The sequence below is a fragment of the Nonomuraea soli genome (assembly GCF_013761175.1).
GTDB classification, from domain to species: Bacteria; Actinomycetota; Actinomycetes; order Streptosporangiales; family Streptosporangiaceae; genus Nonomuraea; species Nonomuraea soli.
Genome location: NZ_JACDUR010000002.1, coordinates 1 through 26277, shown reverse-complemented (window position 1 = coordinate 26277; position 26277 = coordinate 1). Strand labels below are relative to the sequence as shown.

Genomic DNA, 26277 nt, shown 5'->3' with positions numbered 1-26277 from the left:
AGGCGTCACGAGAGGGTCGACCTCGACGTCGCCGCTGCTCAGCCGTACCACCCGTTCCTCGACGACCTCCCGGGCGCGGTCGGCGGACGGGGCGGACGGCCGGTCCTCGGTGGACGGTGATCGAGCCCCCGTCGCGGCGGGGTCGGAGATCAGGGCTCCGGCGGTCCGATGCGGCCTTGATCTAGACCCGGCTCGAGGTTCTACGGTCTCCCTGATCCTCCATCGGACGCTTGAAGAGGGAAGAGAACATGAACGTGTGGTTCGTCACCGGCGCGTCGCGCGGGCTGGGCGCGGAGATCACCCGCGAGGCCCTGGACCGGGGGCACAACGTCATCGCCACGGCCAGGGACGCGTCAGCGGTCCTTCGTGCCCACCCGCACGAGCCCGCCGGGCTGCTGGCCGTGAGCGCGGACGTGACCTCGGCGCCGCAACTGCAGGCCGCGGTGCGGGCCGGGCTGGAGCGGTTCGGGCGGATCGACGTCGTGGTCAACAACGCCGGCTACGGCCTCGTGGGCGCCGTCGAGGAGATCTCCGACGAGGCCGCCCGGGCTTTGTTCGACGTCAACGTGTTCGGGGTCCTGAACACGTTGCGCGCCACCCTGCCGGTGCTGCGCGAACGGCGATCCGGGCATGTCGTGAACATCGGCTCCGTGGGCGGCTTCGCCACCGCTCCCGGCGTGGGCCTGTACGGAGCGTCGAAGTTCGCGCTCGAGGGCATCTCCGAGGCGCTTCACGGTGAGCTGGCGCCGCTCGGCATCCATGTCACGATCGTCGAACCCGGCGGCTTTCGCACCGACTTCCTCAACGGTTCGAGCGTGAGGATCGAACCGGCGTCCATCGCGGACTACGCCGCCGGGGCGGGGCCGGTGCGCGAGGCCCTGGCCCACCACGACGGCCGTCAGCCAGGGGATCCGGCCAAGGCCGCCAAGGCCGTCGTCGACGTGACGGAGGTCGCCGAGCCTCCGTTGCGGCTGCAGCTGGGCGCTGACGCGGTCGAGCGGGTGCGGGCGAAGCTGGAGCTGGTGCAGCGGGAACTCGATCAATGGCGGCACGTGGCGCTCTCCACCGGCCTGGTGTAGACAGGTCGCGGCGCCTTCCGGCGACCGCCACGCCGACGTCGCCGGACGAGCCCGGGGGCGCCCGACCGACGGCCACGTCACTCGCCCAGGAACTCGCTCACCATCGGCACCACCAGGTCGGGACGGATGACCCGCATGTGCGTGGTGCCCGGCAGGACCGCCAGCCGCGCGTCCGGCAGCTCCTTCACCTCGACGACGTGCTCCAGGCGGACGAAGTCGGTGTCGCCGACGATGATGAGGACCGGCATGGTCAGCCGGGCCAGCTGCTCGTCGGTCCACCCTTCGAAGTCGTGCACCGTCGACTGGACCTTCATCACGAACGGGAGGAAGTCCGCGGGGTCGGGCGCCACCTCGTCGTATGCACGCTGCATCGCCACCGACTCGCCCTCGGTCGGCATCCGGGGCGAATCCAGGTTCAGGTCCGTGATGTCGCGGTGATAGGACTCGGAGCGGGTCGCCCGGAAGTGGGAGGCCGCCAGGACGACCCTGCGGACTCGGTCCGGGTCCGTGACGGCCACCTCGGTGGCCACCAGCCCGCCCAGGCTGTAGCCGAACCAGTCGGCCGCCTCGACGCCGAGCTGGTCGAGCAGGGCGGTCACGTCGTCGGCGCACTGCTTGATGGTGAACGGCCGGTCGCCTCCGGCGGTGTGCCCGTGCCCCTGCAGCTCGACACCGATCACCTTCCGCTCGGCGGTCAGGGCGGGCAGGATGGCGTCGAAGCTCAGCCGGAAGGTGTACGCGCCGCCGTGCAGCATGACCAGCGGCGGGCCCGGCCGGTCGGTGCCCAGGACCTCGTAGTGGAGGTCGATGCCGTTCACCGAGGCGTAGGCGCCCTGCGTCATGCCGGCTCCCGGCGCGGTTCGTAGGCCAGGACCACCGTGCCGTTGCCCAGGTCGGTCACCTTCGTCAGCTCCATGGCGGTCGTCCCGATGCCGTCCAGCAGGGATTCGCCCGACCCGGCGACGAAGGGGGAGATGCTCAGATGCAGCTCGTCGATCAGTCCCGCTTCGAGCAGTGCCCGGCTGAAGGGGCCGTTGCCGTACTTCACCAGGGTGCCCTCGCCGGCCTGCTTGAGCCGGGCGACCGCCTCGACCGGGTCGCCGGGCAGCACCTGCGCGTTCCACGTGGTCCCGGTGAGCGTGGTGGAGGCGACGTGCTTGGGCAGGGAGTTGATCTTGTCCGCGACGTCCCCGGTCATGGTCGGCCAGACCTGGGCGAAGTTCTCGTAGGTCACCCGCCCGAGCACGAGACCGACCGCCGAGGACAGCAACCCCAGCTGATAGGCGAAATGGTTGTCGTTCGGGACGACCTCCGCCTGCCCGGCCCACCAGGCGTCGCCGGACATCCTGCCGTCGATCGACAGGTGGTTGTATTCGATCAGTTTTCGCACGTCCGGGAGTCAACCATCCAGCTGATCGCCCCGTCTTGTATCGAACCGAACCCCGATCACCACGCCAGGAACGTGCTCGTGGACCTCAGCTCGCCCGGGGTGTGACCGGTCGCCCACCGGATGGCCCGCGCGAGTTGCGCCTGATCGTAGAATCCGCCGGCGGTGACCGCCTCGGCGATCGTCGTGCCCGCTGTGAGGAGTCGCGCGGCGTGCCGTGCCCGCTCGATGCTGGCGAGCTTGCGATGGGAGATCCCCACGGCCCGGCGGAATCGCAGCTGCGCGATCCGCTCCGACATGCCGCGTGGCCGTTCGCCGTGCCGGATCTCGTCGACGAGCGGGTCGAAGGCCAGCAGCCCGGCGCGCACCAGCCTGCCGACGAAGACGTCGAGGTTCTGCTCGGTCGGCATCTCCCAGTCACGGTTGTCCAGCAGGATCCGGCCGCCGGGCAGCGTGGGCAGCAGGGCGTCCCTGAGGTCGGTGAGCTGGGAGGGCGGGTGGAGCGGCAGGTAGGCGCCGAGGCGTAACTCCGCGCCGAAGAACTCCGCGCCCTCCGGGCACGTCATCGAGGTGCCGCTCGTCTCCGGTCCGCGCACGTGCACCGTCAGCCGGCCGCCGCCTCGCGCGAACGCGATCATGGACGAGGTCTTGACCACCGAGGTGAAGCCGGTCGTGGCTTCGCATCGGGCCGTCCACACCCGTTGCACGAGCGGGATCTCGCCGGCCACCGCGTTGAAGATGAGCCCCACCCGGCGTGAGTCTAGTCCGTGGGACACGATCGGTGAGGCCGTGGCCGTGGAGGGGTCGCACTGCCTGATTGATCACCCGCCGGAGCCCGGCCAGGTCTAGGTTGGCCCGTAACGACCTTGAGGAGACCCTGTGACCAAAGCCATGGCTCCACTGCTCATCGCGGCGATCGTCCTGTTCTCGGCCCAGCAGTTGCTCACCCCGGTGCTGGCGCCTCTGTCGCGAGCGCTGCGGCTGACCGAGACGCAGCTCGGGCTGGTCGTCACGGTGTCCGCCGCCGCGCTGACCGTCGCCAGCCCGTTATGGGGCAGCGCGCTGCGGGCGATCGGGTTACGCGCGGTGCTCGTGATCGGGCTCGGGCTCTCCACCCTGGGCCTGGCCGGGTTCGCCGCCGTGTCGGCCGCCGGGCTCGACGGCGCGCTGGAGCCGGGCGCCACGTTCGTGCTGATGCTGGTGGCCAGGAGCCTGGTGTTCGGCGTGGGGCTCGCGGCGGTGCCGGTGGCCGCGCTCGCCGTGGCCGGCACCGTCCCGGAGGCCGACAGGACCCGCGCCACCAGCCTGGTCGGGGCGTCGCAGGGCCTGTCGCTGGTCGTCGGTCCCGCCGGGGGCGGAGCCCTCGCGGTGATCTCGCTGATGGTCCCGCTCTACGTCGCGCCCGTGCTGTCCGCGCTGCTGCTCGTCTGGGTGCTGGTCACGGTGCGGCCGGCCCGGCCGCCTCGTGTCGACGGCCCGCGTCCGGCCGGGGTGCGCCCGTGGCAGGCGAACATGTGGCCGCTGCTGGCCACGGGCTTCTTCCTCTACCTGTCGCTGGGCCTGGTTCAGGTCGTCGTCGGCTTCCTCGTCGCCGACCGGCTGGGCCTGGACGCGCAGGAGACCGCGGGCGCCGTCGGCATCGTCCTGGTGACCGCCGGTGTCGTCCTCGTCGGTGTCCAGGCCGCCGTGGTCCCGGCACTGGGCTGGTCGGCGCTGCGCCTCATGCGGGTCGGCGCGCCCGTCGCCGCGGCCTCGTTCGTCGTCCTGTACGCGGCGCACGATCTGTGGCTCATCGCCGTGGCGTTCGGCCTGCTCGCCCTGGGGCTCGGGCTGGCGGTGCCCGGCTTCACCGCCGCCCCCAGCCTCGTCGTCGGCCCCGACCAGCAGGGTTCGGTCTCCGGCCTGGTCAACGCCACGGTCGGGGCCACCTTCATCGCCGGGCCCGCGCTCGGCACCTTCCTGTACGAGCTGAGCCCCGAGGCGACCATCGTGGGTTCGCTGGTGTCGGCCGTGACCGCTCTGTGCCTGGTCTGGCTCTCCCCCGCCGCCCGGCATCTGAGCCGCCCGGTGGTCTCGTGACCGGACCGACCCTACTTCCTGGGCGGTGAGGGGCCGCCCGCGACGAGATCGCCCAGTTTCGTGGCCAGGTGGCGGACGGGGAGGTACAGCCGTGCCTCCCGCCTGGCCGCCCTGGCGAGCTTGGGCGAACCTTCGGGGTACCGCCGGCGTGCCCAAGGGGAGCCCGGCCTGGCCAGCCGTATCGCGCCGACGATCGAGAACAGCGTCACGAACAGGCCGATGAGCCCGGTCCACACCTTCCCCTTGAGCAGGGTGATCGAGGCCATCGCGAGGTTGAAGACCAGCGTGAGGCCGACCACCCAGGCCGCCTCCGCGACGTCGTCGCCGTCGTCGGGACCGAAGTCCTCGATGCCCAGCGGCCGCAGGCCGAGCAACGCCAGCCCGCACAGGGCGATGGCGATGAAGACCACCTGCACGGACAGCCGTCCCTGCTCCGACCAGTAGACGTCCTTCAGGTGCAGCACCAGGGCGAACTCGTCCAGCACCAGCGCGGTCCCGATGCCGAACAGGGTGGCCGTCACGGCCGCCGCGGGCGACGACGGCGCCTCGATCACCAGGCCGCCGATCCCTCCCACGCACATGAACACCAGCCCGAAGACCACGTGATGGATGTGGTGGCCGCCGGGTGTGACGTTTCCCGGCCACCAGCGCACCTGGCGGCGGATCATGCGCACGCTGAACCGGATGAACAGGAAGGTCACGATGAACGCGGAGAGGAAGCAGAACAGGCGCAGCCGACCGGAGTCCACGATCTCCCGCGCGAACCATTCCCCCATGACAACCCCCTCCCGCAACGATACACAGAGTGACATATAGTGACTCTTCGGAGTGGAGCCGGGGGAGGAACCATGAGCACACCACGCGCCGAGGCGCTCGTCCTGTTCGGCATCACCGGCGACCTGGCCAGGAAGAGCCTGCTGCCCGCCCTGTACCGGCTCGTCGAGCAGGGCAGGCTGACCGAACCCGTGGTCGGGGTCGTGCGGGGCGACTGGACGCTCGACAAGGTACGGCAACGCGCCCGCGAGGCGATCTCCGCTCGCCTGCCGCTGGACGAGAAGACCTTCGCGAGCCTCTGCGAGCTGCTGCGCGTGGCCGTCGTCGACTACGACGACGCCGGAACCTTCGCCGGCATCGCCGAGCAGACCGACGGCCTGGGCCACCTGGCGCACTACCTCGCCATCCCGCCCAGCCTGTTCACCACCGTCGCGGCCAACCTCGCCGCGGCCGGGCTGAACGAGCGGGCGCGGCTGGTGGTGGAGAAGCCGTTCGGCCACGACCTGGCCTCCGCCCGCGAGCTCCAGGACACGCTGACCCGCTTCTTCCCGGAGGAACGGCTGCGCCGCGTCGACCACTTCCTCGGCAAGGACGTGATCGAGGACCTGCTGACGTTCCGCACCGCCAACACGCTGATGAGCGCCGCCCTGACCGGCCCGCACGTGCGCGGCGTGCAGATCACCATGGCCGAGGACTTCGACGTGGCCGACCGCGGCTCCTTCTACGACGCCGTCGGCGCGCTGCAGGACGTGGTCCAGAACCACCTGCTGCAGACGCTGGCCTTCCTCATCATGGACCGGCCCGCGGGCGACGACCCGGTGGCGATCCTGGACGCCAAGGCCGAGGTGCTGAGAACGGTGCGCGCGGTCCTGCCCGCCGACTACGTGCGCGGGCAGTACGCGGGCTACCGGGACGTGGCGGGCGTCAAGCCGGACTCCACCACGGAGACCTACGCCGCGCTGCGGCTGTACGTGGACGACGAACGCTGGTCGGGCGTGCCGTTCACCATCCGCGCGGGCAAGAGCATGGCCGCCAAGACCCTGGAGATCGTCATCGAGCTCCAGCCCGCCGGGGGCTCCCCCGCCAACCTCATCCGCTTCCGCCTCGACCCGAACCCGGGCGTCACCTTCGACCTGCTGGCCAAGAGCGCCGGCGGCGACGGGACCGACCCGGTCGCCGCCACGCTCGACTTCGCCTGCCTGTCGGGCGACGACGTCCGCGCCTACACGCACATCCTCGAGGACGCCGTCACCGGCGACCCGCACCGCTTCTCGCGCATGGACATCGTCGAGGAGTGCTGGCGCATCGTCGGCGACATCCTCGGCCCGCCCGGCGCGCCCGTCGTCTACCGGCCGGGGACGTGGGGGCCGGAGGAGGCCGACCGGCTGACCCGCGACGGCCGGTGGTCGCCGCTGGAGAACGCGCCTCGGTAGTCATCGGGCACCCGAGGCTCCTGCCTGGACGGATACGACCGAAGGCCATAACCTGGACGGCGCGAGGGGAGTACTTCCCAAGTGCCGATCCGGTCAATACGGACACGACCTGGTGTCCCCGGACGGCCGCCCGGATGTCCGGGTGAAGGAGACCTCGAACGACGACGTGCGTTCGAGGAGGACCCTTCGTGTCCAACGCCACGACTATCGGCACGCCCTTTCTCTGGGGCGTCACCCTGGCCGTCCTGGCCCTGCTCCTGATCATCGACTTCCTGCTCACGCGCCGCCCGCACGCGGTGAGCATGCGGGAGGCGGTCGGCTGGTCGGTGTTCTACCTGGCCCTTCCCGTCGGCTTCGGCTTCTACGTGTGGCAGGCCCACGGCGGCGGCGTCGCGGCCGAGTTCTTCACCGGCTACGTGGTGGAGAAGTCGCTGTCGGTCGACAACCTGTTCGTGTTCATGCTGCTGCTGGCGGCCTTCGCCGTCCCCGCCGAGCTGGCCCAGCGGGTCCTGCTGTACGGCATCGTCGGGGCTCTGGTGCTCCGCGCGGTCTTCATCGCCCTGGGCGCGGCCGTCCTGCAGAGCGGCACCTGGGCGTTCCTGCTGTTCGGCGCCATCCTCGTCGCGACCGCGATCAAGATTCTCAAGGAGGCGCTGTCCCATCGTGAACAGGCGGTGGACATCTCCTCCATGCGCAGCATCCGGCTGGTGCGCAGGTTCATGCCGGTCACCGACGACTACCACGGCTCCCGCCTGGTCGTACGGCAGGGCGGCCGCCGCGCGCTGACGCCCCTCGCGCTGGCCATGGTCGCCGTCTTCGCCACCGACATCGTCTTCGCCGTCGACTCGGTCCCGGCGGTGTACGGCGTGACGGAGGACCCCTTCCTGGTGTTCGCGACCAACGCGTTCGCCCTGCTGGGCCTGCGGGCGCTCTACTTCGTGCTGCAGGGGGTCCTGGCCAAGCTGCGCCACCTCAACCACGGCCTGGCCGTCATCCTGGCGTTCATCGGGGTCAAGCTGGTCCTGCACTGGGCTCACGGCATCTGGGCCTGGGTGCCCGAGATCCCCACGCTGGCCTCGCTCGGGGTCATCATCGGGGTCCTGCTCACGGTCACGGTCACGAGCCTGCGAGCGTCCCGGGCCGAGGAGGCGCGGGCCGCCCGGGAGCCGGTCGAGCGGAGCTGAGCGGGACGACCGTGTCAGGGCGCAGGTCGAGCCGGCGAAGCAGCTGGGCGTTCAGCGCCACCACCACGGTCGACAACGACATCAGCAACGCCCCGACCGACATCGGCATGACGAACCCCACCGGTGCCAGGACGCCCGCGGCCAGCGGCACCGCGATGAGGTTGTATCCGGCCGCCCACCACAGGTTCTGCTTCATCTTGCGGTAGGCGGCCCGGGAGAGGTCGATGAGCGCGATGACCGAGCGTGGATCGTCGCCGGCGAGGATCACCCCCGCCGACCCGATCGCGACGTCGGTGCCGGCTCCGATGGCGACACCGACGTCCGCCTGGGCCAGAGCGGGCGCGTCGTTGACGCCGTCGCCGACCATCGCGGTCATCGTGCCCTCGTCCTGGAGCTGCTGGAGGCGTCCGGCCTTCTCCTCCGGGCGGACTCCCGCGAAGACACGATCGATGCCCAGGTCCCGTCCGACCGCCTCGGCCACGGCGGCGGCGTCGCCGGTCATCATGACGACCTCGATGTCGCGTTCCCGCAGCGCGGTCACGGCCGCGCGTGACTCGGGACGGATCTCGTCGGCCAGTGCGATGGCTCCGGCGACGTGTCCGTCGTTCAGGACGTGCAGGATGATGGAGCCGTCCGCACGCCAGGCGCGCGCGGCGTCGACCTCGGCCGCTCCCTCTTCGGCGAGCATCGCGGGCCCGCCGACCCGCACCGTGGCGCCGTCCACGGTCGCGGTGACGCCCACGGCCGGCGCGGAGGAGAAACCCGACGCCGCCGGAACGCGCAGGCCGCGGTCGCGGGCCGCGGAGACGATGGCCCGTGCCAGCGGATGCTCGGAGTCGCCCTCGGCGGAGGCGGCGAGCGCCAGCACCTCGTCGCCCGGGACCACGGCGGTGACCGCCGGCCTGCCCTTGGTGAGGGTGCCCGTCTTGTCGAAGACCACGGCCCGTACCCGTCGCATGCTCTCGAGTGCCAGGCGGTCCTTGATCAGCATGCCGCCGCGGGCCGCGCGTTCCGAGGCGATCGCCACGACCAGCGGGATGGCCAGGCCCAGCGCGTGCGGGCAGGCGATGACCAGGACCGTGATGCTCCGCACGATCGCCTCGTCGGGGCGCCCCATCAGCGTCCACACCACGGCGGTGAGGATCGCCGCGCCGAGCGCGAACCAGAACAGCCAGGCCGCCGCGGTGTCGGCCAGGCGCTGCGCCCGAGACGAGGAGTTCTGCGCCTCGGCCACCAGCCGGCCGATCCCGGCCAGCGCGGTGTCCTGGCCGACCGCGCTCACCCGGATCCGCAGCCCGGAGTCGGTCGCGACCGCCCCGGCGGTCACCGCGTCGCCCTCGCTCCGCCGTACGGGACGGGACTCCCCGGTGATCATGGACTCGTCCATGCCCGCCGAGCCCGCGACGACCACGCCGTCGGCGGGCACCCTGCCGCCGGGACGCACCACCACCAGGTCGCCCACCCTCAGCGCGGCGGGCGCGACCGTGGTGGTCTCCCCGTCCGGCTCGACGCGTTCGGCCTCGTCCGGCAGCAGTTCGGCCAGGGAGTCGAGCGCCGAGGTGGTCCTGGCCAGTGATCGCATCTCGATCCAGTGGCCCAGCAGCATGATCACGATCAGGAGCGCCAGCTCCCACCAGAAGTCGAGCTCATGCTCCAGCAGGCCGAGGCTGGCGCCCCATGACGCCAGGAAGGCGACGGTGATCGCCAGCGCGATCAGGGTCATCATGCCGGGCTTGCGTGCCCTCAGCTCGGCCGCCGCCCCGGCGAGGAAGGGGCGGCCGCCCCACAGGTACATCAGCGTTCCCAGCACCGGCGACACCCACGCCAGCCCGGGCAGGCCGGGGAGGGTGTAGCCGAGCAGATCGGCGAACATCGGCGAGCACGCGACCACGGGGACCGCGAGGATCAGCATGATCCAGAACAGGCGCCGGAAACCCGCCACGTGATCACCGTGACTGCCGTGACTGCCGTGACCCGCGTGATCGTGGCTCGTGGACTCCCCGTGATCCATGCTCGCCCTTCCCCCGTCGCCCCTCCCCTGGCGTCCCCGCCCGAAGGCAATGAGACACCCAGCAGCCGGGCAGGGACCCGGCCGTGATCATCGAGGTGGTGGGCGATCAGGCGAACAGTTCGCGCCCCCAGAAGTCGCCCGCGTCGCGCACGCCGGGCGGGCAGGCGAACAGCCCGCTGGAGACGTGCTTGATGTACTCGTTCAGCGGGTCGGTCCTGGCCAGGCTCATCTGGACTGGCACGAACTGCTTGCGCGGGTCGCGCTGGTAGGCGATGAAGAACAACCCGGCGTCCAGGCGCCCGAGCCCGTCGGAGCCGTCGACGAAGTTGTAGCCCCGCCGCAGCAGGTGCGCGTCACCGTGCTGCGAGGGGTGCGCCAGCCGTACGTGGGCATCCGGCTTCATCGCGGCCAGGTCCACCGGATCGAACTCCCGCGCCTTGCCCACCGGGGCGCCCTCGCCCTTGTCGCGGCCGAAGATGTCCTCCTGCTCGCGCAGCGAGGTGCGGTCCCACGTCTCGATCGTCATGCGGATCTTGCGGGTGACCAGGTAGCTGCCGCCCGCCATCCAGGCGGCCCCGTCGGCCGCGGAGGCCCAGAGCTGCTCGCGGACCAGCGCCGCGTCCTCCAGCTTCATGTTGTTGGTGCCGTCCTTGAACCCCATCAGGTTGCGGGGGGTCACCTGGGCGCGCGAGGTCGACGACGTACGGCCGAAGCCGAGCTGGGACCAGCGCACCGACACCCGGCCGAACCCGATGCGCGCCAGGTTCCTGATGGCGTGCACGGCCACCTGCGGGTCGTGGGCGCACGCCTGCACGCAGATGTCGCCGCCGGAGATCTCGGGGATCAGCCGCTCGCCGGGGAACTTCGGCAGGGGCGCCAGCGCGGCGGGGAGCTTGGCGGCCAGCCCGAACCGGTCGTCGAACAGCGAGGCGCCGAAGCCGATGGTGAGGGTCAGCCCCGAGGCGGGCAGGCCGAGCGCCTCGCCGGTGTCGTCGGGCGCGCCCTCGGCGGGTCCGCCGACGGCGCCGAACGCGCCGGCCTCCTTGCCCTGGGTGAGGCGGGCGGCTGCGGCCGTCCACTCCTGCAGCAACTCGAGGAGTTCGTCGCGCCGGGAGGTGGTGACGTCGAAGGCGACGAAGTGCAGGCGGTCCTGGGCGGGGGTGACGATGCCCGCCTGGTGCTCGCCGTAGAAGGGGAACGGGTCGGAGGTGGAGGCGGCGTGAGCCGCGGTCGGCTCCTCCAGCAGCGAGCGGGCGGCGATCGCGCCCGCTCCCACCGCCGCGGCCCCGGCGGCTCCGAGGCCGAACATCGTGCGCCGGCTGATGCTCATGGCGCCTACTTCGCGACGATCGGCGCGATCGTGCTGATCGGCTCGGCGAGTGCGTTGATCACATCGGACAGGCTCTTCAGCTCCTCCTTGGACAGCTCGTTGTGCAGCCGCCAGCCGTCGCCCTTCTGGTGCTTGCCGAGCTCCGCCTCGGCGGCGGCGAACTTCTCGTCGAGGGTCTTGACCAGGTCGGGAGCACGCTCCTCCAGCACCGGGCGCAGCGACTGCACGGCGGCCTTGGAACCGGCCAGGTTGGCGGCGAAGTCCCACAGGTCGGTGTGCGACCAGATGTCCTCCTCCCCGGTGATCTTGCCGGTGGCGACCTCGTCGAGCAGCTCCTTGGCGCCGTTGGCCAGGTTGAGCGGGGTCAGCTCGGCGGTGTTGGCCTTGGCCACGATGGTCTTGACGTCGGCGATGAGCTTGTCGGCGATCGGGCCGTCCTTGCTGATGTCCTTGGTGATCCACAGATCCTTCTCGATCTTGTGGAAGCCGGTCCACTCCTCGCCCTCGGCCAGGTCGGCCTCGCGGGCGTCGATGGCCGGATCGAGGTCGCCGAAGATCTCCGCGACCGGCTCGATGCGCTCCCAGTAGGTGCGCGAGACCGGGAAGAGCTCCTTGGCCTTGTCGATCTCGCCCGCCTTGACCGCGTCGACGAACTCCTGGGTCTTGACCAGCAGCGTGTCGCTCTGGCTCTTGACGTATCGCTTGTAGCTGGCGGTGGCCTCGGCGAGCTTGGCGTCGGCGTTGAGCGGCTTGTGCTCGCCGGTGACCTTCAGCGGGCTGCGGATGCCCTTGCCCACCATGCCCGGCTTGCAGGCCGTCTCGTAGCTGCCCGCGGGCAGCTCGGCGATCAGCTCGCGGGTCAGGCCCGGCACGATGTTCTCGACCTCGGCCATCACCCGGTCGCCCGGCGCGTAGACGTAGAACTCGGTGACCTTGCTGCCGCCGTTGGTGACGGCGAAGGTGCTGGTGCCGGCGGCCACCTCGGAGACGGCCACCTTGCACTCGGTGTCGCTGGCGGCGACCGCGACCTTGCCGGGCCCGGCTTGACCGGGTTGGGCCGCCGCGCCCGGACCGGCGGGGGTCTCGGCCGCGCACGCGGTCAGCGCGGCCACGGCGAGGGCGCCGATGGTGAGACGGGTGATGGCGGACATGGTGGTGCTCCTGTTCAGACCACGGGGGCGGGGGTGAGCTTGGTGCGGGACGGGCGCAGGAAGAAGTACAGGGTGGGGACGAGGTAGACGGCCCACGCGACGGTCTCCAGGACGCTGGGCTGCGGGGTGATGTTGAACATGCCGCCCAGCAGCGCGCCGTACCAGGAGTCGGCGGGCAGCACGGCGCCGATGTCGAAGGCGAGGCTGTTCAGTCCGGGAAGCACCCCCGCCTCCTGCAGATCGTGCACGCCGTACTTGAAGATCCCGGCGGCCACGAGGATGAGCAGCAGGCCCGTCCAGGTGAAGAACGTGGTGAGGTTGACGCGCACGGCGGACCTGTAGAGGCCGTAGCCGAGCACGATCGAGGTGAGCACGCCCAGGGTGATGCCGATCAGCGGCTGGGCCGAGGCGGTGGCGCCCTGCACGGAGGCGAAGAAGAGCAGTGCCGTCTCCAGCCCTTCGCGCGCGACGGCCAGGAAGGCCATGACGACGACGGCCAGGGAGCCCAGTTCCAGCGCCTCGGAGAGCTTGCCGCGCAGTTCGGCGGAGAGGGCGCGGGCCGCCCGTCGCATCCAGAAGATCATCCAGGTGACGAACACGACGGCGAGCAGCGAGGTGATCGCCTCGAACAGCTCCCGCTGCTGGAATCCGAGCCGCGCGGCGGTGAAGGTGAGGACCGCGCCGAAGCCGACCGACAGGGCCACGGCCGCGAGCACGCCGGTCCACACCAGCGGCAGTTTGTCCCTGCGGTCGCTCTTGACCAGGAAGGCGACCAGGACCGAGACGACCAGGGTCGCCTCCAGCCCTTCACGCAGGCCGATGAGGTAGCTGGCGAGCACAGCATGCTCCTGAGAGTCGGAGGAGAGCCCGGCAGGCTCCGCTACATGCTGTAGAAGTTAACATAGGCTCACCTAACTACCTAGGCGGGCCCTCACCTCCCGGAGGCGGCCAGCCAGAGCAGCTCCAGCAGGTCCCAGATCGCCTCACCGGTCCACACCACGGTCGCCACCGCCACCGCCACCGGGACCACGGCCGGCATCCGGCGCGTACGGCGGGCGGGCCGCAACAGCGCGGACACCCGCCTCGGAACCGCCCCCGGCCTCGCCTGCCCCGCCACGTGCAGGACCTGTGACACTCTGCCCGACCTGGTGGAAGCCAGCGCCGCCTGACCGACGGCCTGCGCCACCAGCCGCCGGTCGCCCACCTCGGCCGCCGCCTCCTCGTCCGCGGCGCGCTCGACCAGGAAACCGACCTGGCGGCTCACCCACCACAACGCCGGATGGGCGGCGCCGGCCAGCTCGGCCAGCCGTACCAGCCGATGATGGGCCCCGGCGAGGTGGGCGCGCTCGTGCGCCAGGAGCGCTTGGTACTGCCGCGCGGTCAACGCCTCGCGCATGCCGGTGGTGACGACCACCCAGCCGGGATCCCGCGACGCGCCCGGCACCGCGAAGGCGGTCACGGCGTCGTCCTCGACCAGCAGCACCCCGTCGCCCGGACGCGAGAACACCTGAGCCGCCCGCAGGTCGCGACGATGGCGGCGGTGAGTCCGGCCCACCGAGGCGACGGCGGCGACCACCAGCACCAGCGATGCCCACGACACCCAGGGAACCTGGGCCGTGTCCGCCTGGACCACCTCCGGCGACCAGCCCAGCACCCCGGCCACCGCCGGCACCTCGGCCACGGCCTTGAGGGCGAACACCGCCAGATTCGCCGTGCTCGCCGCCGCCACCACCGCGGCGGACCAGGCCAGCACCCGAGCGGCACGCGCGGGGGCGAGCCCGCCGGCGACGAGACGGGCCGCTACCACGATCAGCGGGGGGCTCACCACCACCGACCACACGAAGTGATCGAACATCGGCCTCTCCTTGGCTGTGACGTGGCCTTCAGCCTGCCATGAGATTCGGGATGCCTCGATAGGGTGTCAGTGATGAACACCGACCCGCAGGGCCGCGCCGACCGCCGCCGGCCCGGCGAGCTGGAGGCGGCGATCCTCACCGCCTTGCGCGACGCGGGCCGCTCGCTCACGCCCGGCCAGGTGCGCGACCGGATCGACCCGTCGGGCGCGCTGTCCTACAGCGCCGTGGTCACGACACTGATCCGCCTGCACAAGAAGGAGGCGGTCACGCGGCGCCGGGAGGGCCGCTCGTATCGCTACGGGGCCCTCGTGGACGCCGCCGGGCTGGTCGCGCAGCGCATGAGCGCGCTGCTCAGGGCGGAGGACGATCACGCCACCGTGCTCCGGCGGTTCGTGAGCGAGCTCGACACCGGTGACGAGGCGCTGCTGCGCAGCCTGCTCAGCGACGAGCCCGGCCCATAGGCGTACCGCCGAGCTCACGCCCCGCTGACGATCACCAGGTCGTTGCCCTCGGGATCGGCGACCCGCCAGCGGCCCTCCGACTCGCCCAGGAGCCGGCCACCGGCCGCGACGAGCGCGGCGAGGCGCTCCCGCGCTAGGTCCGACGGCACCGCCAGCTCGACGTGGATGCGGTTGCGCTGCCGGCGCCGCTCCGTCTCCGAAAGATCGAGCTCCTGGAACACCAGCACCGGGTTCAGCCGCCGCGGGTCGTGGATGTCGCTCGCCCCTGCCCGCCGGTCGTGGGTGTACCCGAGTGCCGCGGCCCAGAACGCGCGGATCGCCTCGACGTCGGCGGCGTCGAGGAAGAGCTGCACGAAGCGCGGCAGCCCCGGATCCGCGCCGGCCCCGAGTCCGCGCGCGGCGGCCTGGAGCTTGCGGGCGAGATCGGTGAAGTCGAGACCGAGGCCGTGGGCGTCCTCCTCCCACTGGTCCTTGCCGCTGTCGAGGATCACGAGCCCGGGACGCAGGTCGATCAACAGCGGGAAGCCCACGTCCCCGGCCAGCGCCGCCGCCGTGGCGGCCAGGTCACGCTGCTGCGCCGGAGAGGTGGTGCGATAGCACGCCATCGCGCTGAAGACCGCCTGCCAGTCGGCCGTCTCGCCCCCCTCGCCGAGCGCCGCGCCCGGCACCAGGTCGACCTCGTTGCCGTCGGGGTCGGCGTGGCGGACCCCGAACGGTCCCGAGGCCTCACCGAGGCCCGCCTGCCCGACCGCGGCCTCCGGCCGGACCACGTCGAGGTGGATGCGGTTGCGCAGGGGCCGGGGCTCGGCCGACTCCCGGATCCGCAGCGCGGGGTCGCGCCTGAGCGGATCGGCCAGACCGCCGTCCTGCCCGGGCACGTAGTCGAGCGCGTGCTGCCAGAACCGTCTCACCGCGGGCGGGTCCGCGGATTCGGCCACGACGCTCAGGTGTTGCAGGACGGCGGGGTTCGCGGCCAGCCCGAGGGCCCGCGCGGCCTCCGACACCGTCTGGGCGTGCTTGAGGTCCTCCGGGTCGAGGCGCACCCGGATGCCGGAGGCGCGCAGGTCGGCCACGGCCCCCAGCTCCACGATGTGCCCGGCCAGCGCGGCCCCTTCGCTCAGCGAAGCGGCGTCGAACCAGGCCGTCGCCACACCGTCGAGCAGCCGCCAGTCCGTTCCGATTTCGGTCATGCCGACACTGTAGAGGTTGACCGCACAAATGTTCGAGAGGTGGCCGGCGGCAATCCCGGAACCCGGCAGGGTCGGGATCGTCGAGGCGCCGCCCGGCCAGATCCGGGCATAGCGCAACCTTTCCTCCCCGATGCCTTTCCCCTGGAAAGGGGCGACCTAGCCTGACAACAAGATCGAACAGGCGGGTTCAGGAGGCGCGGTGCTGAGGATGACGGACTATCCGGCCGGGATGCCGTCCTGGGTGGAGCTCGCGACCCCCGACCCGGAGGCGGCCCGCGCCTTCTACGGCGACCTGTTCGGGTGGGGCGGCTACCGGCTGTCCCTGGACTCCTTCTCCGACTACGAGATCTTCACCCTCGGCGACGTCCAGGGGCCCGAGGTCGGCGGCATGCTCGACTTCTCCGACTCGCCCACCGCCTCCTGGAGCGCGTACTTCCGCAGCGACGAGCTCGAACAGACCACCGCCGGCGTCGTCCGGCACGGCGGCGCCGAGGTCCTGGCCCCCGCCGACGTCGCCAACCTCGGCCGCATCGCCATCTGCGTCGACCCGCAGGGCGCCGACTTCGCCCTCTGGCGGCCCTACGACCTCAAGGGCGCCGGAGCCATGAACGAGCCCTCGGCCCTGTGCCACCTGGAACTCCTCAGCCCCGACCCCGCCCGGTCCGACGGCTTCTACACCGCCGTCTTCGGCTGGACCACCGTCCGCCTCCCCGACGGGCGCACCACCTGGCACCACCTGGGCACCGACGTCGGCGACGTCACCGCCCACGACGGGCCCGCCACCTGGCGGCCCTACTTCCAGGTCGCCGACTGCGACGCCGCCGCCGCCCGCGCCCGCCGGCTCGGCGCGGCGGACGTCACCCCGCCGTCCGGCACCCCGCTCGGCCGGCGCAGCATCGTCACCGACCCCGCCGGCGCCACCTTCGCCATCCTCGAACCGCGATGAAGGCGCCGCCGCCGGGGCGGCGATCAGGGACCGGTCAGGAATCCTCGCAGGAGTTCAGCGTCTCGGTGTCGCAGAAGTCGTTGTCCGCGCCGCCGAAGCCCTGATCGAACCCGGCGTTGCCGACCAGGATGTCGTTGCCTCCCCTGCCGTTCAGCACGTCGTCGTTGTCGTCCCCGGAGACGAAGTCCTTCCCCGGACCGCCGAAGAAGGTGTCCACCCCCGGGCCCATGAAGACCCTCGAAGGCAGCGAGGTGTTGTTGCTCAGGGTGTCGTTGCCACCCTGCAGGTTGGCCTGGATGTTGGTGACACCCCCGCTCGGGCACCGCACCGTGTTGGCGTCGACCTGCTGGCAGACTCCCCCGGTGATCAGCGGGTCCTTGTTGTTCCTCACCACGAGGAAGCCGCTCTCGAGGTTGATGGAGATGGCGTCGCTGACGTTCGCCGCGTTGACGGAGAGCCGTCCGCCGCTCGACGTCACATTGGTCAGAGCGTGCGCCGGGGCCGACATGGCCAGCAACGGCGCCGCCACCAGTGCCCCCAGGGCGAGCGTGCGTAGTGCGTTTCTCATCGTGATCCTTCTGTTGGTGTGTCCCGGGCCCCGGCGATGAGTAGACACCGATCTTGCGGGGGAGCCCCGCGCACGAATACGCGCTGCGAGGCCGTACTTCTGCCTGGTGGCTCGGCAGGCAGGGGATCAAGCGCCGGAGGCAGGGGCGGCGGCGCGCAGGGTGGCCTCGATCTGCGGCCACGCGATACCCGGCGGGATGCCGACCATGGTGATGTCGGCGACGTCGTCCCAGCTCCGCAGCTGCTTCCGCACGTCGGCCGCCGCTCCGTAGGCCGTGAACTCGTCCAGCAGGACCTGGGCCGCGTCCGGCACGACGCCCAAGGCACGGCCGGTCGACGCGTTGGCGGCGCGGACGAGCTCGACCTGCTCGCCGAGGCCCTGCGCCGATACGACGCGAGGGTAGACCTCGCCCATGGCCGCGAGGTAGAACGCCGTGCAGGCGGCCGCGACGGTGCGGGCGGCTTCGGGGTCCTGGTCCACGACGGTGAGGGGGCCGGCCGCCACGGTGAGCGGGGGCCGGCCCGCGCCGGCGCGCAGCCGCCCGATCTCGGCGGCCAGCTCGTGGCAGCGATCACGGCGCAGGTAGAGCGGGTACCAGCCGTCGGCCAGCTCGGCGGCGACCCGGATGGTCCGCTCGCCGGTGGCGGCGATCCAGATCGGCAGGTCCGCGACCGGCGGCTGTCCCAGCCGCAACGCACGAGCCCGCGGTACGGCGGGCACGGCTCGTTCCCCGGCCAGCAGGGAACGCACCCCGGCGGCGACCTGCCGCAGCCGGTCCGCCGGGCGGGTGTACGGCAGGCCGTGCCAGCCCTCCACCAGTTGCGAGGTGCTGGCGCCCAGGCCGAGGACGAAGCGGCCGGCCGAGAGCTGGTGCAGGGTCGCGGCGGCCATCGCGAGAGTTCCCGGGGTGCGGCTCCACACCGACAGGATTCCGGCCGCGAGCTTGATCCTCCGGGTGACGGTCGCGATCTCGGCCAGCAGGACGGTCGAGTCCAGCCCCCAGCCCTCGGCGACCAAGAAGATCTCGTAGCCCAAGTCGTCCGCGAGCACGGCCATGCGCACGATCATGTCGCGCCGTAGCTCCATCGGCGTCAGCGCGACGCCCCGCCGTACGGTTGTCATCGCGGTTCCTTCGTCAGGGTGATCCACGTCTGGCAGGAGAAGGCCTGCAGGGTGCCGGAGGGCGAGTAGAGGGCGGAGCCGGCGTGGAGTTTGCGGCCGGACCCGCCTTCGAGCCAGCCGACCAGGATGTGCGTGTCGTAGGCGGCGATGGGTCCCGGCACCCAGGCCGCCATGCGGCCGAGGACGGCCACCCCGCTCCTCGGGCCGAACCACATCGCCGCCCAGCCCGCCGGGCAGTCGAGCGCGGCCCACACGTACTCCGGTTTGATCGTGTCCCCGGCCAGGGCGCTGCCGTTCGGGCGCCACACGGCCGCCATGAGGTCCCGGCCGGGGAGCGGGCCGGGGAAGACGCGGAAGGCGTCGGCGTCGGTGCGGCCGGTTCCGCAGACCACGCAGCGCGCGAAGGCGCTGGACGCGCGGCCGGGGAAGGCCTCGGCGGCGCTCGACGCCTCCGCGACCGTCGGCGGCCGCGGCGCCCGGTTCACCAGGGTGGTCGTGCCGGCCTCGGCGACGACGGCGAACCCGTCGTGCAGCCGGAGGCCGCCGTCGCCGCGCTTCAGCCGGAGCGTGACGCCGAGCCGTACCGGCTTCCTGAGCGTGATCTCGGCGTCCGGCGGAAGGTACGGCGCCAGCAGCCCGCAGGCGTATCCGCCGTGGGCGGAGGCGGGTGGACCCTCGAAGGCGGGGTCGATGACGATGTTCTGATTCAGCACCCCACGACGCTAAAGGCCGTCTCCACCTGGGCGAATCAGACGTTCTACCTAGGCGTCGGGGCGTTTGGCACGGGTAGCGGGGCGTCCGCCCGGAAACCACCTACACGCTGCCGGCTCGCCCACACGGCCATCTGGGCGCGCGAGCGCACGCCGAGCTTGTGACGCACGTGCTCGACGTGCGCGTCGACCGTGCGCACGGACACTCCCAGGATCTGGGCGATCTCGGCATTGGTCAGCCCCTCGGCGATGAGGCCCACCACCTGCAGCTGCCGCTCGGTGAGCGGGCCGTCGGCGACCGCGTGGCGCCTGCCGCTCACGCGCTCGCGCAGGAACGACAGGATCGTCGCCGCCGCGACGTCCTCGCCCTCAGAGTAGATCGGCTGCATGCGCCCCTCCAGCGCGACGAACTGCGCGTCAGGGATCAGCGAGGCCAGCTCGCGCCCCAGCTCGAAGCGGACGGCCCGGCTGTCACGCCGGTGGAGCACGAGCGTGGGGACGCGGATCTCCGGCAGGAGGTCGCCGACCTCGATGCGGTAGAACATCTCCAGCAGCGCAGCGGCGGTCTCCCCCGTCGCCGCGGCCCGCTGGATCCGCGCGAACATGCCGGCCACCTCGGCCTCGGCACCCGGCAGCCAGATGTCGGCCAGGACCCGCGACCCCATCCCCCAGTGCGCTTCGATCAGCGACAGGACCGAACGTTTGACCGGGTCGGGCGCGAGGTCGTCACCACGGGCGCAGCTGCCGTACACCAGCAGCGACGCGACGGCGTCGGGATGGCGGGCGGCGTGCGCGGCCGCCACCTGCCCGCCCTCGCAGGAGCCGAAGAGGGTGTAGCGCTTGAGGCCGAGATGGCCGATCAGCGCCTCGAGCGTCTCGAGCTCGGACTCCAGCGTGAAGGTCTGGCGCGGGCGGTCGGACAGGCCGCAGCCCAGCTTGTCGTAGCGGATGACGGTGTGCTCGCGGGCCAGCGCTTCCACGAACCGGCGGTGGGAGGGCACCTCCCAGGCCAGGCCCAGGTGCGACACCCAGCCGAGGAGGTAGACGACGGGAGGGCCGCTGCCGGCGACCGAGTAGGCGACGCGGCCCCCTGGCGTGGAGGCGAACCTGATGGCCTGCTTCACCGGATCCAGCATGCCATCGCGCCGGCCGGCTGTCACAGGTCAAAGGTTGTCACAGGTCCAAAGACTCACTCGACGGTGAGCATTCCACGGTCGAGTGAGCCGCGCGGTCAGGGCTTCCTGGCCACCGCGCCGTGCGCGTCGATGGGCCGGGCGCTGTTCTCGTTGTGCCAGTGCGTGATGGGGCTCAGCCCCGGCTCGACCAGCTCCAGCCCGTCGAAGATGCTGCCGAGCTCCTCCAGCGAGCGCAGGTGGTACGGCACCGCCCCGCTCTCCTCGAGCTGGTCGGCGCCCTCGCTGACGGCCTGGCCGGTGTTGGTGCCGTCCCACAGCACCAGGTAGCTGCCCGACGGCACGGCGTCCATCACCCGCGTGACGATCGACCGCATCTCCTCCAGGTCGGCGACGTAGCCGAGCACGCCCATGAACATCACCCCGATGGGCCGGGTGAGGTCGAGCACGTTCGCGGCGTCGTCGATGATCTGCTCGGGCTGGTGGTAGTCGCCGTCGACGTAGGTGGTCACCCCTTCAGGGGTGGTGTTGCGCAGCAGCGCGCGGGCGTGGACGAGCACCAGGGGGTCGTTGTCGACGTAGACGATGCGTGACTGGGGGGCGATGCTCTGGGCGATTTCGTGGGTGTTCTGCATCGTGGGCAGACCGGTGCCGATGTCGAGGAACTGGTCGATGCCGGCCTCGCCGGCCAGGTAGCGCACGGCCCGGTGCAGGAACGTCCGGGATTCGGCGGCCATCCTCACGATCTCCGGATACACCCGGGCCACCGCGTCGCCCGCCGCGCGATCGGCCTCGAAGTTGTCCTTGCCGCCCATCCAGTAGTTCCACATCCTCGCGGCGTGGGGAACGTCGGGCTTGATCTTGGCGGCTAAGTCGGTGCGGGGGCTGGCGTCGTCGACGGACATGCGCTGACTCCTGGAGGGAGGAGGTGGCGGAGCAGGAAGATCATCGTAGCGCTTGTACGGCTCCCGCCCATCGCGAAGGCGGTGCCGAGGAACGATCACGCGCTGCGGTCATCTTCTCCCGAATTGAGGGCAGAGGGAGTAAAGAAAGCTCAATGTCCCTTTCAGGAGGCGAACGTCCATGGCCCGCCCGGCCGCCCGCGACAAAGAACCGATCCAGGAGGAGCGCGACACCTTCGACCTCTTCGACAGCGACCACGACGGCCGTCTCTCGCCCGTGGAACTGCTGCTCGGCCTGACCGTCACCGGCCAGCACATCACGCTCGGCGACATCGACTTCCTCATCGGCCTCACCCCCGGCGAACACCAGCGGGGCATCTCCCGCACAGCGTTCGAGAGCCTGCGCCGCCGGGCGCCCTCGCCCTTCTACGGCGAGCTGCTGTACTCCCGCTTCGACAAGCCCGTGGACGCCAAGGCGCTGCGCACCTATCTCCTCTCCCACGGCATCGACGTCTCCCACGAGCGGATCGCCGCCTTCCTTCGCAACCTCCATCCCGAGGAGCGCGAAGTGCTGCCGCGGGAGGTCTTCGAAGCTCTCGTCAGGCGTTATCGCCGGTAGCGACACAACCGCTGTCGCTCGAACCGTCTGGCTTGTGCCACTTCATCATGGGTAGTGGCCCTTCGTGGGCGAGCTGACCGACGCGCTCAGTGATTGACGAACACGGGGGACCATGCACATGCCCGAACAGACCAACCCGGTGGCCAGGGCCATCGACAAGGTGATCGACGCCGTGGCGGACGACGGAGCGGCCGGGGAGATCCCGGGCCGCCCGGGTGCCGAGCCGCCGAGCCTGGCCGAGCCCGTGGAACCACGCGAGCCGCTTCCGCCCAAGCCCGACCAGCACGGGCCCGACCCGCTCACGGCCACCGGCCAGCCGTCCGGTGAGACGGCCGAGAGCCGGGCGCAGGGCGGGCCGTTCCTGACCACGGCCACCGGCACGCGCCTGCCGGACACCGACCACTCGCTCAAGGCCGGGCCGCGCGGCCCGACGCTGCTGCGCGACCATCACCTGCGCGAGAAGATCACCCACTTCGACCACGAACGCATCCCGGAGCGAGTCGTCCACGCCCGCGGCGCCGCCGCGCACGGCGTGTTCCAGGCGTACGGCACGGCCGCCACCATCAGCAAGGCGGCCTTCCTGGCCAAGGACGTGCGCACGCCGGTGTTCGTGCGCTTCTCCACGGTGCTCGGATCGCGCGGCTCGGCCGACACGGTGCGCGACACCCGCGGCTTCGCGACGAAGTTCTACACCAGCGAGGGCATCTTCGACCTGGTCGGCAACAACATCCCGGTCTTCTTCATCCAGGACGCGATCAAGTTCCCCGACGTCATCCACGCGGGCAAGCCCCACCCGGACCGCGAGATCCCGCAGGCGCAGAGCGCGCACGACACCTTCTGGGACTTCGTGAGCCTGCACACCGAGGCGACCCATCACACGATCTGGAACATGTCCGACCGGGGCATCCCGCGCTCGTACCGGATGATGGAGGGCTTCGGCGTCCACACCTTCCGCCTGGTCGCCGCCGACGGCGGCACGGTGCTGGTGAAGTTCCACTGGAAGCCGAAGGCCGGCGTGCACTCGCTGGTGTGGGAGGAGGCGCAGCTGCTGGGCGGGGTCGATCCCGACTTCCACCGGCGCGACCTGGCCGACGCCATCGAGGCCGGGGCCCATCCACAGTGGGAGCTCGGGGTGCAGATCTTCCCGGACACGCCGGAGCAGACCTTCGAGGGCATCGACCTGCTCGACCCGACGAAGATCGTGCCGGAGGAGCTCGCGCCGGTGCAGCCGATCGGGCTGATGACGCTCAACGCCAACCCGGTCAACTACTTCGCCGAGACCGAACAGGTCGCCTTCCACGTCGGGCACCTGGTGCCCGGCATCGATGTCAGCGACGACCCGCTGCTGGCCGGGCGGCTGTTCTCCTACCTCGACACCCAGCTCACCCGCCTGGGCGGGCCGAACTTCAACCAGCTGCCGATCAACCGGACGCACGCTCCGGTCAACGACATGCTGCGCGATGGCATGCACCAGACCGCCGTGCACGCCGGGGCCGCGCCGTACCGCCCCAACTCGCTCGACGGCGGGTGCCCCTTCCACGCGCCGGACGGCTACGTCGAGGTGCCCGTCCCGGTGGAGGCGGCGCCGCGCGGACGGCTCTCACCGGCCTCCTTCGACGATCATTTCAGCCAGGCGCGCCTGTTCTGGCTGAGCCTGTCGCCGGTGGAACGCGAGCACGTGATCGCGGCCTACACGTTCGAGCTGAGCAAGGTCTACGAGCAGGCGATCAAGGAGCGGCAGCTCCTGGTGCTGGCCCGGATCGACCCGGTGCTCTGCCGCGAGGTGGCCGCCGGTCTCGGCCTGCCCGCGCCCGACGGCGCACCCGAGGGCGATCCGGCGGCCAGTCCGGCGTTGTCGCAGGTGGGCCGTACCTGGCCGACCGAGGGCCGGATCGTCGGCATCGTGGCGGGCCCCGACCTCGACGCGGTCAGGACCGTACGGCAGGCGGTGCTCGACGGCGGCATGGTGCCGCTGATCATCGCACCCACCGGCGGCGTGCTGCCGGGGCCGGGAGAGCCGGTCACCGTCCAGCGCACCTTCGCGGCGGCCCGTTCGGTGGAGTTCGACGCGATCCTCGTCGCGGGCGCACCGGAGCCCGGCGCCGACGCGCAGGGTGCCCGCGACGCCAAGGCGGGGGTCAGCGGCACGGTCGACCCGAGGGTCGCGCTGCTGCTCAACGAGGCCTACCGGCACGCCAAGCCCCTGGGCGGCTGGGGCGAGGCCCGGGAGGCGTTCACCGCCGCCGGCATCCCGGCGACGGCACCCGGGGTGGTCACCGGGGAGTCGGCCGCCGACGTACTGGAGCAGGTGACCGGGCTGCTGGCCCTGCACCGCGTGTGGGAGAGGTTCCCGAGCGCCCTCGGCTGAAAAAGCCGATCGCCCGGGTGAGCGTCTCACGCTCACCCGGGCGATCGGTCCCACTCGCGGCTCACTCAGACGCGAGCCCGAGCTCCGACGCGACGTCCTGCATGTTCTCGTAGGTCCGATCGGGCAGCGAACGCACGATGGACAGCACTTCCTCCGGCGCCCCCTCCGAACGCGCCCGTTCCAGCAACGACTCACGTCCCGCCGGGAAGACCTGCGTGCCGCTGATCCACTTGGCCAGCTCGCTGCGTGTGTCGACCTGCCCAGGGCTCATGCCCTCCGGCGAGCCCGGCTGGTGTTCCTGGTTCATGTCTCATCCCTCCCCCTGCGAAAGGGTCCGCCGCGTGCCTGCGCGGCAACGGCGGCGGACCCGGTCACGCGCTTACAGCCCCTGGTCGTAGCGACCGTAGTAGTCGCCCACCTGCTGCCGGTAGGCCGAATCCTTGTAGGTGTCGGCGTCGAACTCGGGGGCGTTCTTGATCTCTTCCTTGGTGCGGGCGAGGAAGACCTTGCGCTCCTGCGGGTCGATCCGGGTGATCGTGCCCGCGGGCATGACGACCTTCTTGCCGAAGATCCAGAACCCGGTGTCGACGACGATGTAGTTCTCCCCCACGGTGTCGCTCTGCTCGTCCACCGACCCGATCTTGCCGTCGGTGGCCTCGACGTCGAACCCGATCAGGTCGACCCCGGCGCCGGTGACTTCCGGGCGGTAGTTCCACGGCTCAGTCATATGGGTGATCCTCTCCGTTCGTGGTTGCGGTCGTTCGGCTACCCGCACTGACGTCGTCAAACGTCCGCGGGCCCGCGACGTGCCTCCACCGATCGGTGGAGGGCCACCCACCGCCTGGCCAGGCCGTGAAACCCGCCTTCCGATCCCCCGGTCCCGACGACCGGCCGATGGTGGCGCGAGGGGCGCCGTAGCAGCCTGGAGACATCCCGGTCGCCGGGACCATCACCAAGGAGGACACCGCCATGCCGCCGGTCATCGAGGTTCGCCATCTCCACAAACGCTACGCCGACAAGATCGCGGTCGAGGACGTCTCGCTCACCGTCCAGGAGGGGGAGATCCTCGGCATCCTGGGCCCCAACGGCGCAGGCAAGACGACGACCGTGGAGTGCATCGAAGGGCTCCGGGTCCCCGACCGCGGCACGATCGAGGTGCTCGGCCTCGACCCCCACCGTGACCGGGCCGAGCTGACCCGGCAGCTCGGCGTGCAGTTGCAGGCGGGACAGCTGCCGGAGCACCTGCGGGTCGCCGAGGCCCTGGAGCTGTACAGCAGTTTCTACCCCGACCCCGCCGACTGGCGCACCCTGATGGACGGCCTCGGCCTGGGCGAGAAGGCCAGGACCAGGTACGGCAAGCTGTCCGGCGGCCAGAAGCAGCGGCTGTCGATCGCGCTGGCGCTCATCGGCTCACCCCGGCTGGCCATCCTCGACGAGCTCACCACCGGCCTGGACCCGCAGGCCAGGCGCGACACCTGGGAACTGGTCGAGGGGGTGCGCTCGCGCGGGGTGACGATCGTGATCGTCACCCACTTCATGGAGGAGGCCGAGCGCCTGTGCGACCGGGTGGCGCTCATCGACGCCGGCCACGTCGTCGTGGTCGACACCCCGGCCGGGCTGACCGAGCGGGCCGGCATCGAGCAGCGCATCAGGTTCCGGCCCTCCGCGCCGCTGGACGAGCGGCTGCTGACGGCCCTGCCCGAGGTGTCAGGGCTGACCCGCCGGGGCGAGACGGTCATCGTCACCGGCACCGGCGACGCCCTCAACGCCGTCACCGCCGTCCTGGCCCGCAACGGCATCGTCGCCCTGGCACTGCGGGTGGAGCAGGCCAGCCTGGAGGACGCGTTCGTCCGCCTCACCGGCGCCCACCCTCACCACTCCTGAAAGACATCCCAGGAGATTAGATGTCAAGCAGCGACATTCTCAGCATGGTTCGACCATGCGGTTGTCTCGTTGTAGAGAGTCCCGGTTTTC

General features: G+C 71.4%; 26 protein-coding genes. 9 read left to right on the top strand and 17 right to left on the bottom strand.

The window, feature by feature from the left end:
• Nucleotides 1–248 precede the first annotated feature (248 nt).
• Entirely contained in the window at nucleotides 249–1079 is an 831-nt protein-coding gene (locus HNR30_RS07520) for an oxidoreductase (RefSeq protein WP_181609019.1), read from the top strand.
• A 77-nt stretch (nucleotides 1080–1156) separates the two neighbouring features.
• Here HNR30_RS07520 and HNR30_RS07515 read toward each other — a convergent pair whose 3' ends face one another.
• Genes HNR30_RS07515 through HNR30_RS49980 form a run of 3 tightly spaced genes read right to left on the bottom strand, consistent with a single transcriptional unit; the run spans nucleotide 1157 to nucleotide 3215 of the window.
• Complete coding sequence (locus HNR30_RS07515) at nucleotides 1157–1921, bottom strand: alpha/beta fold hydrolase (protein ID WP_220133372.1); 765 nt, start codon at nucleotides 1919–1921, stop codon at nucleotides 1157–1159.
• Nucleotides 1918–2469, bottom strand: coding sequence for a dihydrofolate reductase family protein (locus HNR30_RS07510; RefSeq protein ID WP_181609018.1), 552 nt, complete (start codon nucleotides 2467–2469; stop codon nucleotides 1918–1920). Before HNR30_RS07510 ends, HNR30_RS07515 begins: the two co-directional genes overlap by 4 nt.
• Nucleotides 2470–2525: 56 nt before the next feature.
• On the bottom strand, nucleotides 2526–3215 hold the full coding sequence (locus HNR30_RS49980; RefSeq protein ID WP_181609017.1) for a helix-turn-helix domain-containing protein: 690 nt from the start codon (nucleotides 3213–3215) through the stop codon (nucleotides 2526–2528).
• 130 nt (nucleotides 3216–3345) lie between these two features.
• On the opposite strand from HNR30_RS49980, the gene HNR30_RS07500 reads away from it, so the two are divergent.
• Entirely contained in the window at nucleotides 3346–4545 is a 1200-nt protein-coding gene (locus tag HNR30_RS07500; protein ID WP_181609016.1) for an MFS transporter, read from the top strand.
• 11 nt (nucleotides 4546–4556) lie between these two features.
• Here HNR30_RS07500 and HNR30_RS07495 read toward each other — a convergent pair whose 3' ends face one another.
• On the bottom strand, nucleotides 4557–5321 hold the full coding sequence (locus HNR30_RS07495) for a hypothetical protein (protein WP_181609015.1): 765 nt from the start codon (nucleotides 5319–5321) through the stop codon (nucleotides 4557–4559).
• Between the two features lie 72 nt (nucleotides 5322–5393).
• Here HNR30_RS07495 and HNR30_RS07490 point away from each other — a divergent pair, with 72 nt between their 5' ends.
• Entirely contained in the window at nucleotides 5394–6752 is a 1359-nt protein-coding gene (locus tag HNR30_RS07490) for a glucose-6-phosphate dehydrogenase (protein WP_181609014.1), read from the top strand.
• 188 nt (nucleotides 6753–6940) lie between these two features.
• Nucleotides 6941–7936 carry a TerC/Alx family metal homeostasis membrane protein gene (locus tag HNR30_RS07485; RefSeq protein ID WP_181609013.1) on the top strand — a complete coding sequence of 332 codons (996 nt, stop codon included), beginning with the start codon at nucleotides 6941–6943 and terminating at the stop codon, nucleotides 7934–7936.
• Here HNR30_RS07485 and HNR30_RS07480 read toward each other — a convergent pair.
• The 5 genes from HNR30_RS07480 to HNR30_RS49105 form a co-directional block, all read right to left on the bottom strand.
• Nucleotides 7869–9947 carry a heavy metal translocating P-type ATPase gene (locus HNR30_RS07480; RefSeq protein ID WP_181609012.1) on the bottom strand — a complete coding sequence of 693 codons (2079 nt, stop codon included), beginning with the start codon at nucleotides 9945–9947 and terminating at the stop codon, nucleotides 7869–7871. The two genes, HNR30_RS07485 and HNR30_RS07480, sit on opposite strands and share 68 nt — an antisense overlap.
• A 106-nt stretch (nucleotides 9948–10053) precedes the next feature.
• Nucleotides 10054–11277, bottom strand: a complete 1224-nt coding sequence (gene efeB, locus HNR30_RS07475) for an iron uptake transporter deferrochelatase/peroxidase subunit (protein WP_181609011.1) — start codon at nucleotides 11275–11277, stop codon at nucleotides 10054–10056.
• A gap of 5 nt (nucleotides 11278–11282) precedes the next feature.
• A complete protein-coding gene (gene efeO, locus HNR30_RS07470; RefSeq protein WP_181609010.1) occupies nucleotides 11283–12428 on the bottom strand; it encodes an iron uptake system protein EfeO in 1146 nt (381 codons plus the stop codon).
• A 14-nt stretch (nucleotides 12429–12442) separates the two neighbouring features.
• On the bottom strand, nucleotides 12443–13267 hold the full coding sequence (gene efeU, locus HNR30_RS07465) for an iron uptake transporter permease EfeU (protein WP_181609009.1): 825 nt from the start codon (nucleotides 13265–13267) through the stop codon (nucleotides 12443–12445).
• Between the two features lie 92 nt (nucleotides 13268–13359).
• Nucleotides 13360–14283, bottom strand: a complete 924-nt coding sequence (locus HNR30_RS49105; protein ID WP_181609008.1) for a M48 family metalloprotease — start codon at nucleotides 14281–14283, stop codon at nucleotides 13360–13362.
• A 72-nt stretch (nucleotides 14284–14355) separates the two neighbouring features.
• Between HNR30_RS49105 and HNR30_RS07455 the strand changes: the two genes are divergently transcribed.
• Nucleotides 14356–14745, top strand: a complete 390-nt coding sequence (locus tag HNR30_RS07455; RefSeq protein WP_181609007.1) for a BlaI/MecI/CopY family transcriptional regulator — start codon at nucleotides 14356–14358, stop codon at nucleotides 14743–14745.
• A 14-nt stretch (nucleotides 14746–14759) separates the two neighbouring features.
• Here the strand turns inward: HNR30_RS07455 and HNR30_RS07450 are convergent, their stop codons facing one another.
• Nucleotides 14760–15935, bottom strand: coding sequence for a VOC family protein (locus tag HNR30_RS07450; protein ID WP_181609006.1), 1176 nt, complete (start codon nucleotides 15933–15935; stop codon nucleotides 14760–14762).
• Between the two features lie 208 nt (nucleotides 15936–16143).
• Between HNR30_RS07450 and HNR30_RS07445 the strand changes: the two genes are divergently transcribed.
• A complete protein-coding gene (locus HNR30_RS07445; RefSeq protein WP_246378045.1) occupies nucleotides 16144–16881 on the top strand; it encodes a VOC family protein in 738 nt (245 codons plus the stop codon).
• 34 nt (nucleotides 16882–16915) lie between these two features.
• Here the strand turns inward: HNR30_RS07445 and HNR30_RS07440 are convergent, their stop codons facing one another.
• The 5 genes from HNR30_RS07440 to HNR30_RS07420 form a co-directional block, all read right to left on the bottom strand.
• Entirely contained in the window at nucleotides 16916–17449 is a 534-nt protein-coding gene (locus HNR30_RS07440) for a calcium-binding protein (protein WP_181609004.1), read from the bottom strand.
• A 126-nt stretch (nucleotides 17450–17575) separates the two neighbouring features.
• Nucleotides 17576–18571, bottom strand: a complete 996-nt coding sequence (locus tag HNR30_RS07435; RefSeq protein WP_181609003.1) for an LLM class flavin-dependent oxidoreductase — start codon at nucleotides 18569–18571, stop codon at nucleotides 17576–17578.
• Complete coding sequence (locus HNR30_RS07430) at nucleotides 18568–19284, bottom strand: hypothetical protein (RefSeq protein ID WP_181609002.1); 717 nt, start codon at nucleotides 19282–19284, stop codon at nucleotides 18568–18570. The genes HNR30_RS07435 and HNR30_RS07430 overlap by 4 nt, the downstream gene beginning before the upstream one ends.
• Before the next feature lie 44 nt (nucleotides 19285–19328).
• The gene (locus HNR30_RS07425) at nucleotides 19329–20405 is read right to left on the bottom strand and encodes an alpha/beta fold hydrolase (protein WP_181609001.1); all 1077 of its coding nucleotides are present in this window, start codon (nucleotides 20403–20405) and stop codon (nucleotides 19329–19331) included.
• Nucleotides 20406–20512: 107 nt separating this feature from the next.
• Complete coding sequence (locus tag HNR30_RS07420) at nucleotides 20513–21319, bottom strand: SAM-dependent methyltransferase (RefSeq protein ID WP_181609000.1); 807 nt, start codon at nucleotides 21317–21319, stop codon at nucleotides 20513–20515.
• 178 nt (nucleotides 21320–21497) lie between these two features.
• Between HNR30_RS07420 and HNR30_RS07415 the strand changes: the two genes are divergently transcribed.
• Together HNR30_RS07415 and HNR30_RS07410 are read left to right on the top strand one after the other, a co-directional pair.
• Nucleotides 21498–21935, top strand: a complete 438-nt coding sequence (locus HNR30_RS07415) for an EF-hand domain-containing protein (protein WP_181608999.1) — start codon at nucleotides 21498–21500, stop codon at nucleotides 21933–21935.
• 118 nt (nucleotides 21936–22053) lie between these two features.
• Nucleotides 22054–24303 carry a catalase gene (locus HNR30_RS07410; protein ID WP_181608998.1) on the top strand — a complete coding sequence of 750 codons (2250 nt, stop codon included), beginning with the start codon at nucleotides 22054–22056 and terminating at the stop codon, nucleotides 24301–24303.
• A gap of 61 nt (nucleotides 24304–24364) precedes the next feature.
• Here HNR30_RS07410 and HNR30_RS07405 read toward each other — a convergent pair whose 3' ends face one another.
• Together HNR30_RS07405 and HNR30_RS07400 are read right to left on the bottom strand one after the other, a co-directional pair.
• Nucleotides 24365–24610, bottom strand: coding sequence for a DUF2795 domain-containing protein (locus tag HNR30_RS07405; RefSeq protein ID WP_181608997.1), 246 nt, complete (start codon nucleotides 24608–24610; stop codon nucleotides 24365–24367).
• Between the two features lie 72 nt (nucleotides 24611–24682).
• Nucleotides 24683–25030, bottom strand: a complete 348-nt coding sequence (locus tag HNR30_RS07400; RefSeq protein ID WP_181608996.1) for a PRC-barrel domain containing protein — start codon at nucleotides 25028–25030, stop codon at nucleotides 24683–24685.
• Nucleotides 25031–25272: 242 nt separating this feature from the next.
• On the opposite strand from HNR30_RS07400, the gene HNR30_RS07395 reads away from it, so the two are divergent.
• Entirely contained in the window at nucleotides 25273–26187 is a 915-nt protein-coding gene (locus tag HNR30_RS07395) for an ABC transporter ATP-binding protein (protein WP_181608995.1), read from the top strand.
• Nucleotides 26188–26277: the final 90 nt, after the last annotated feature.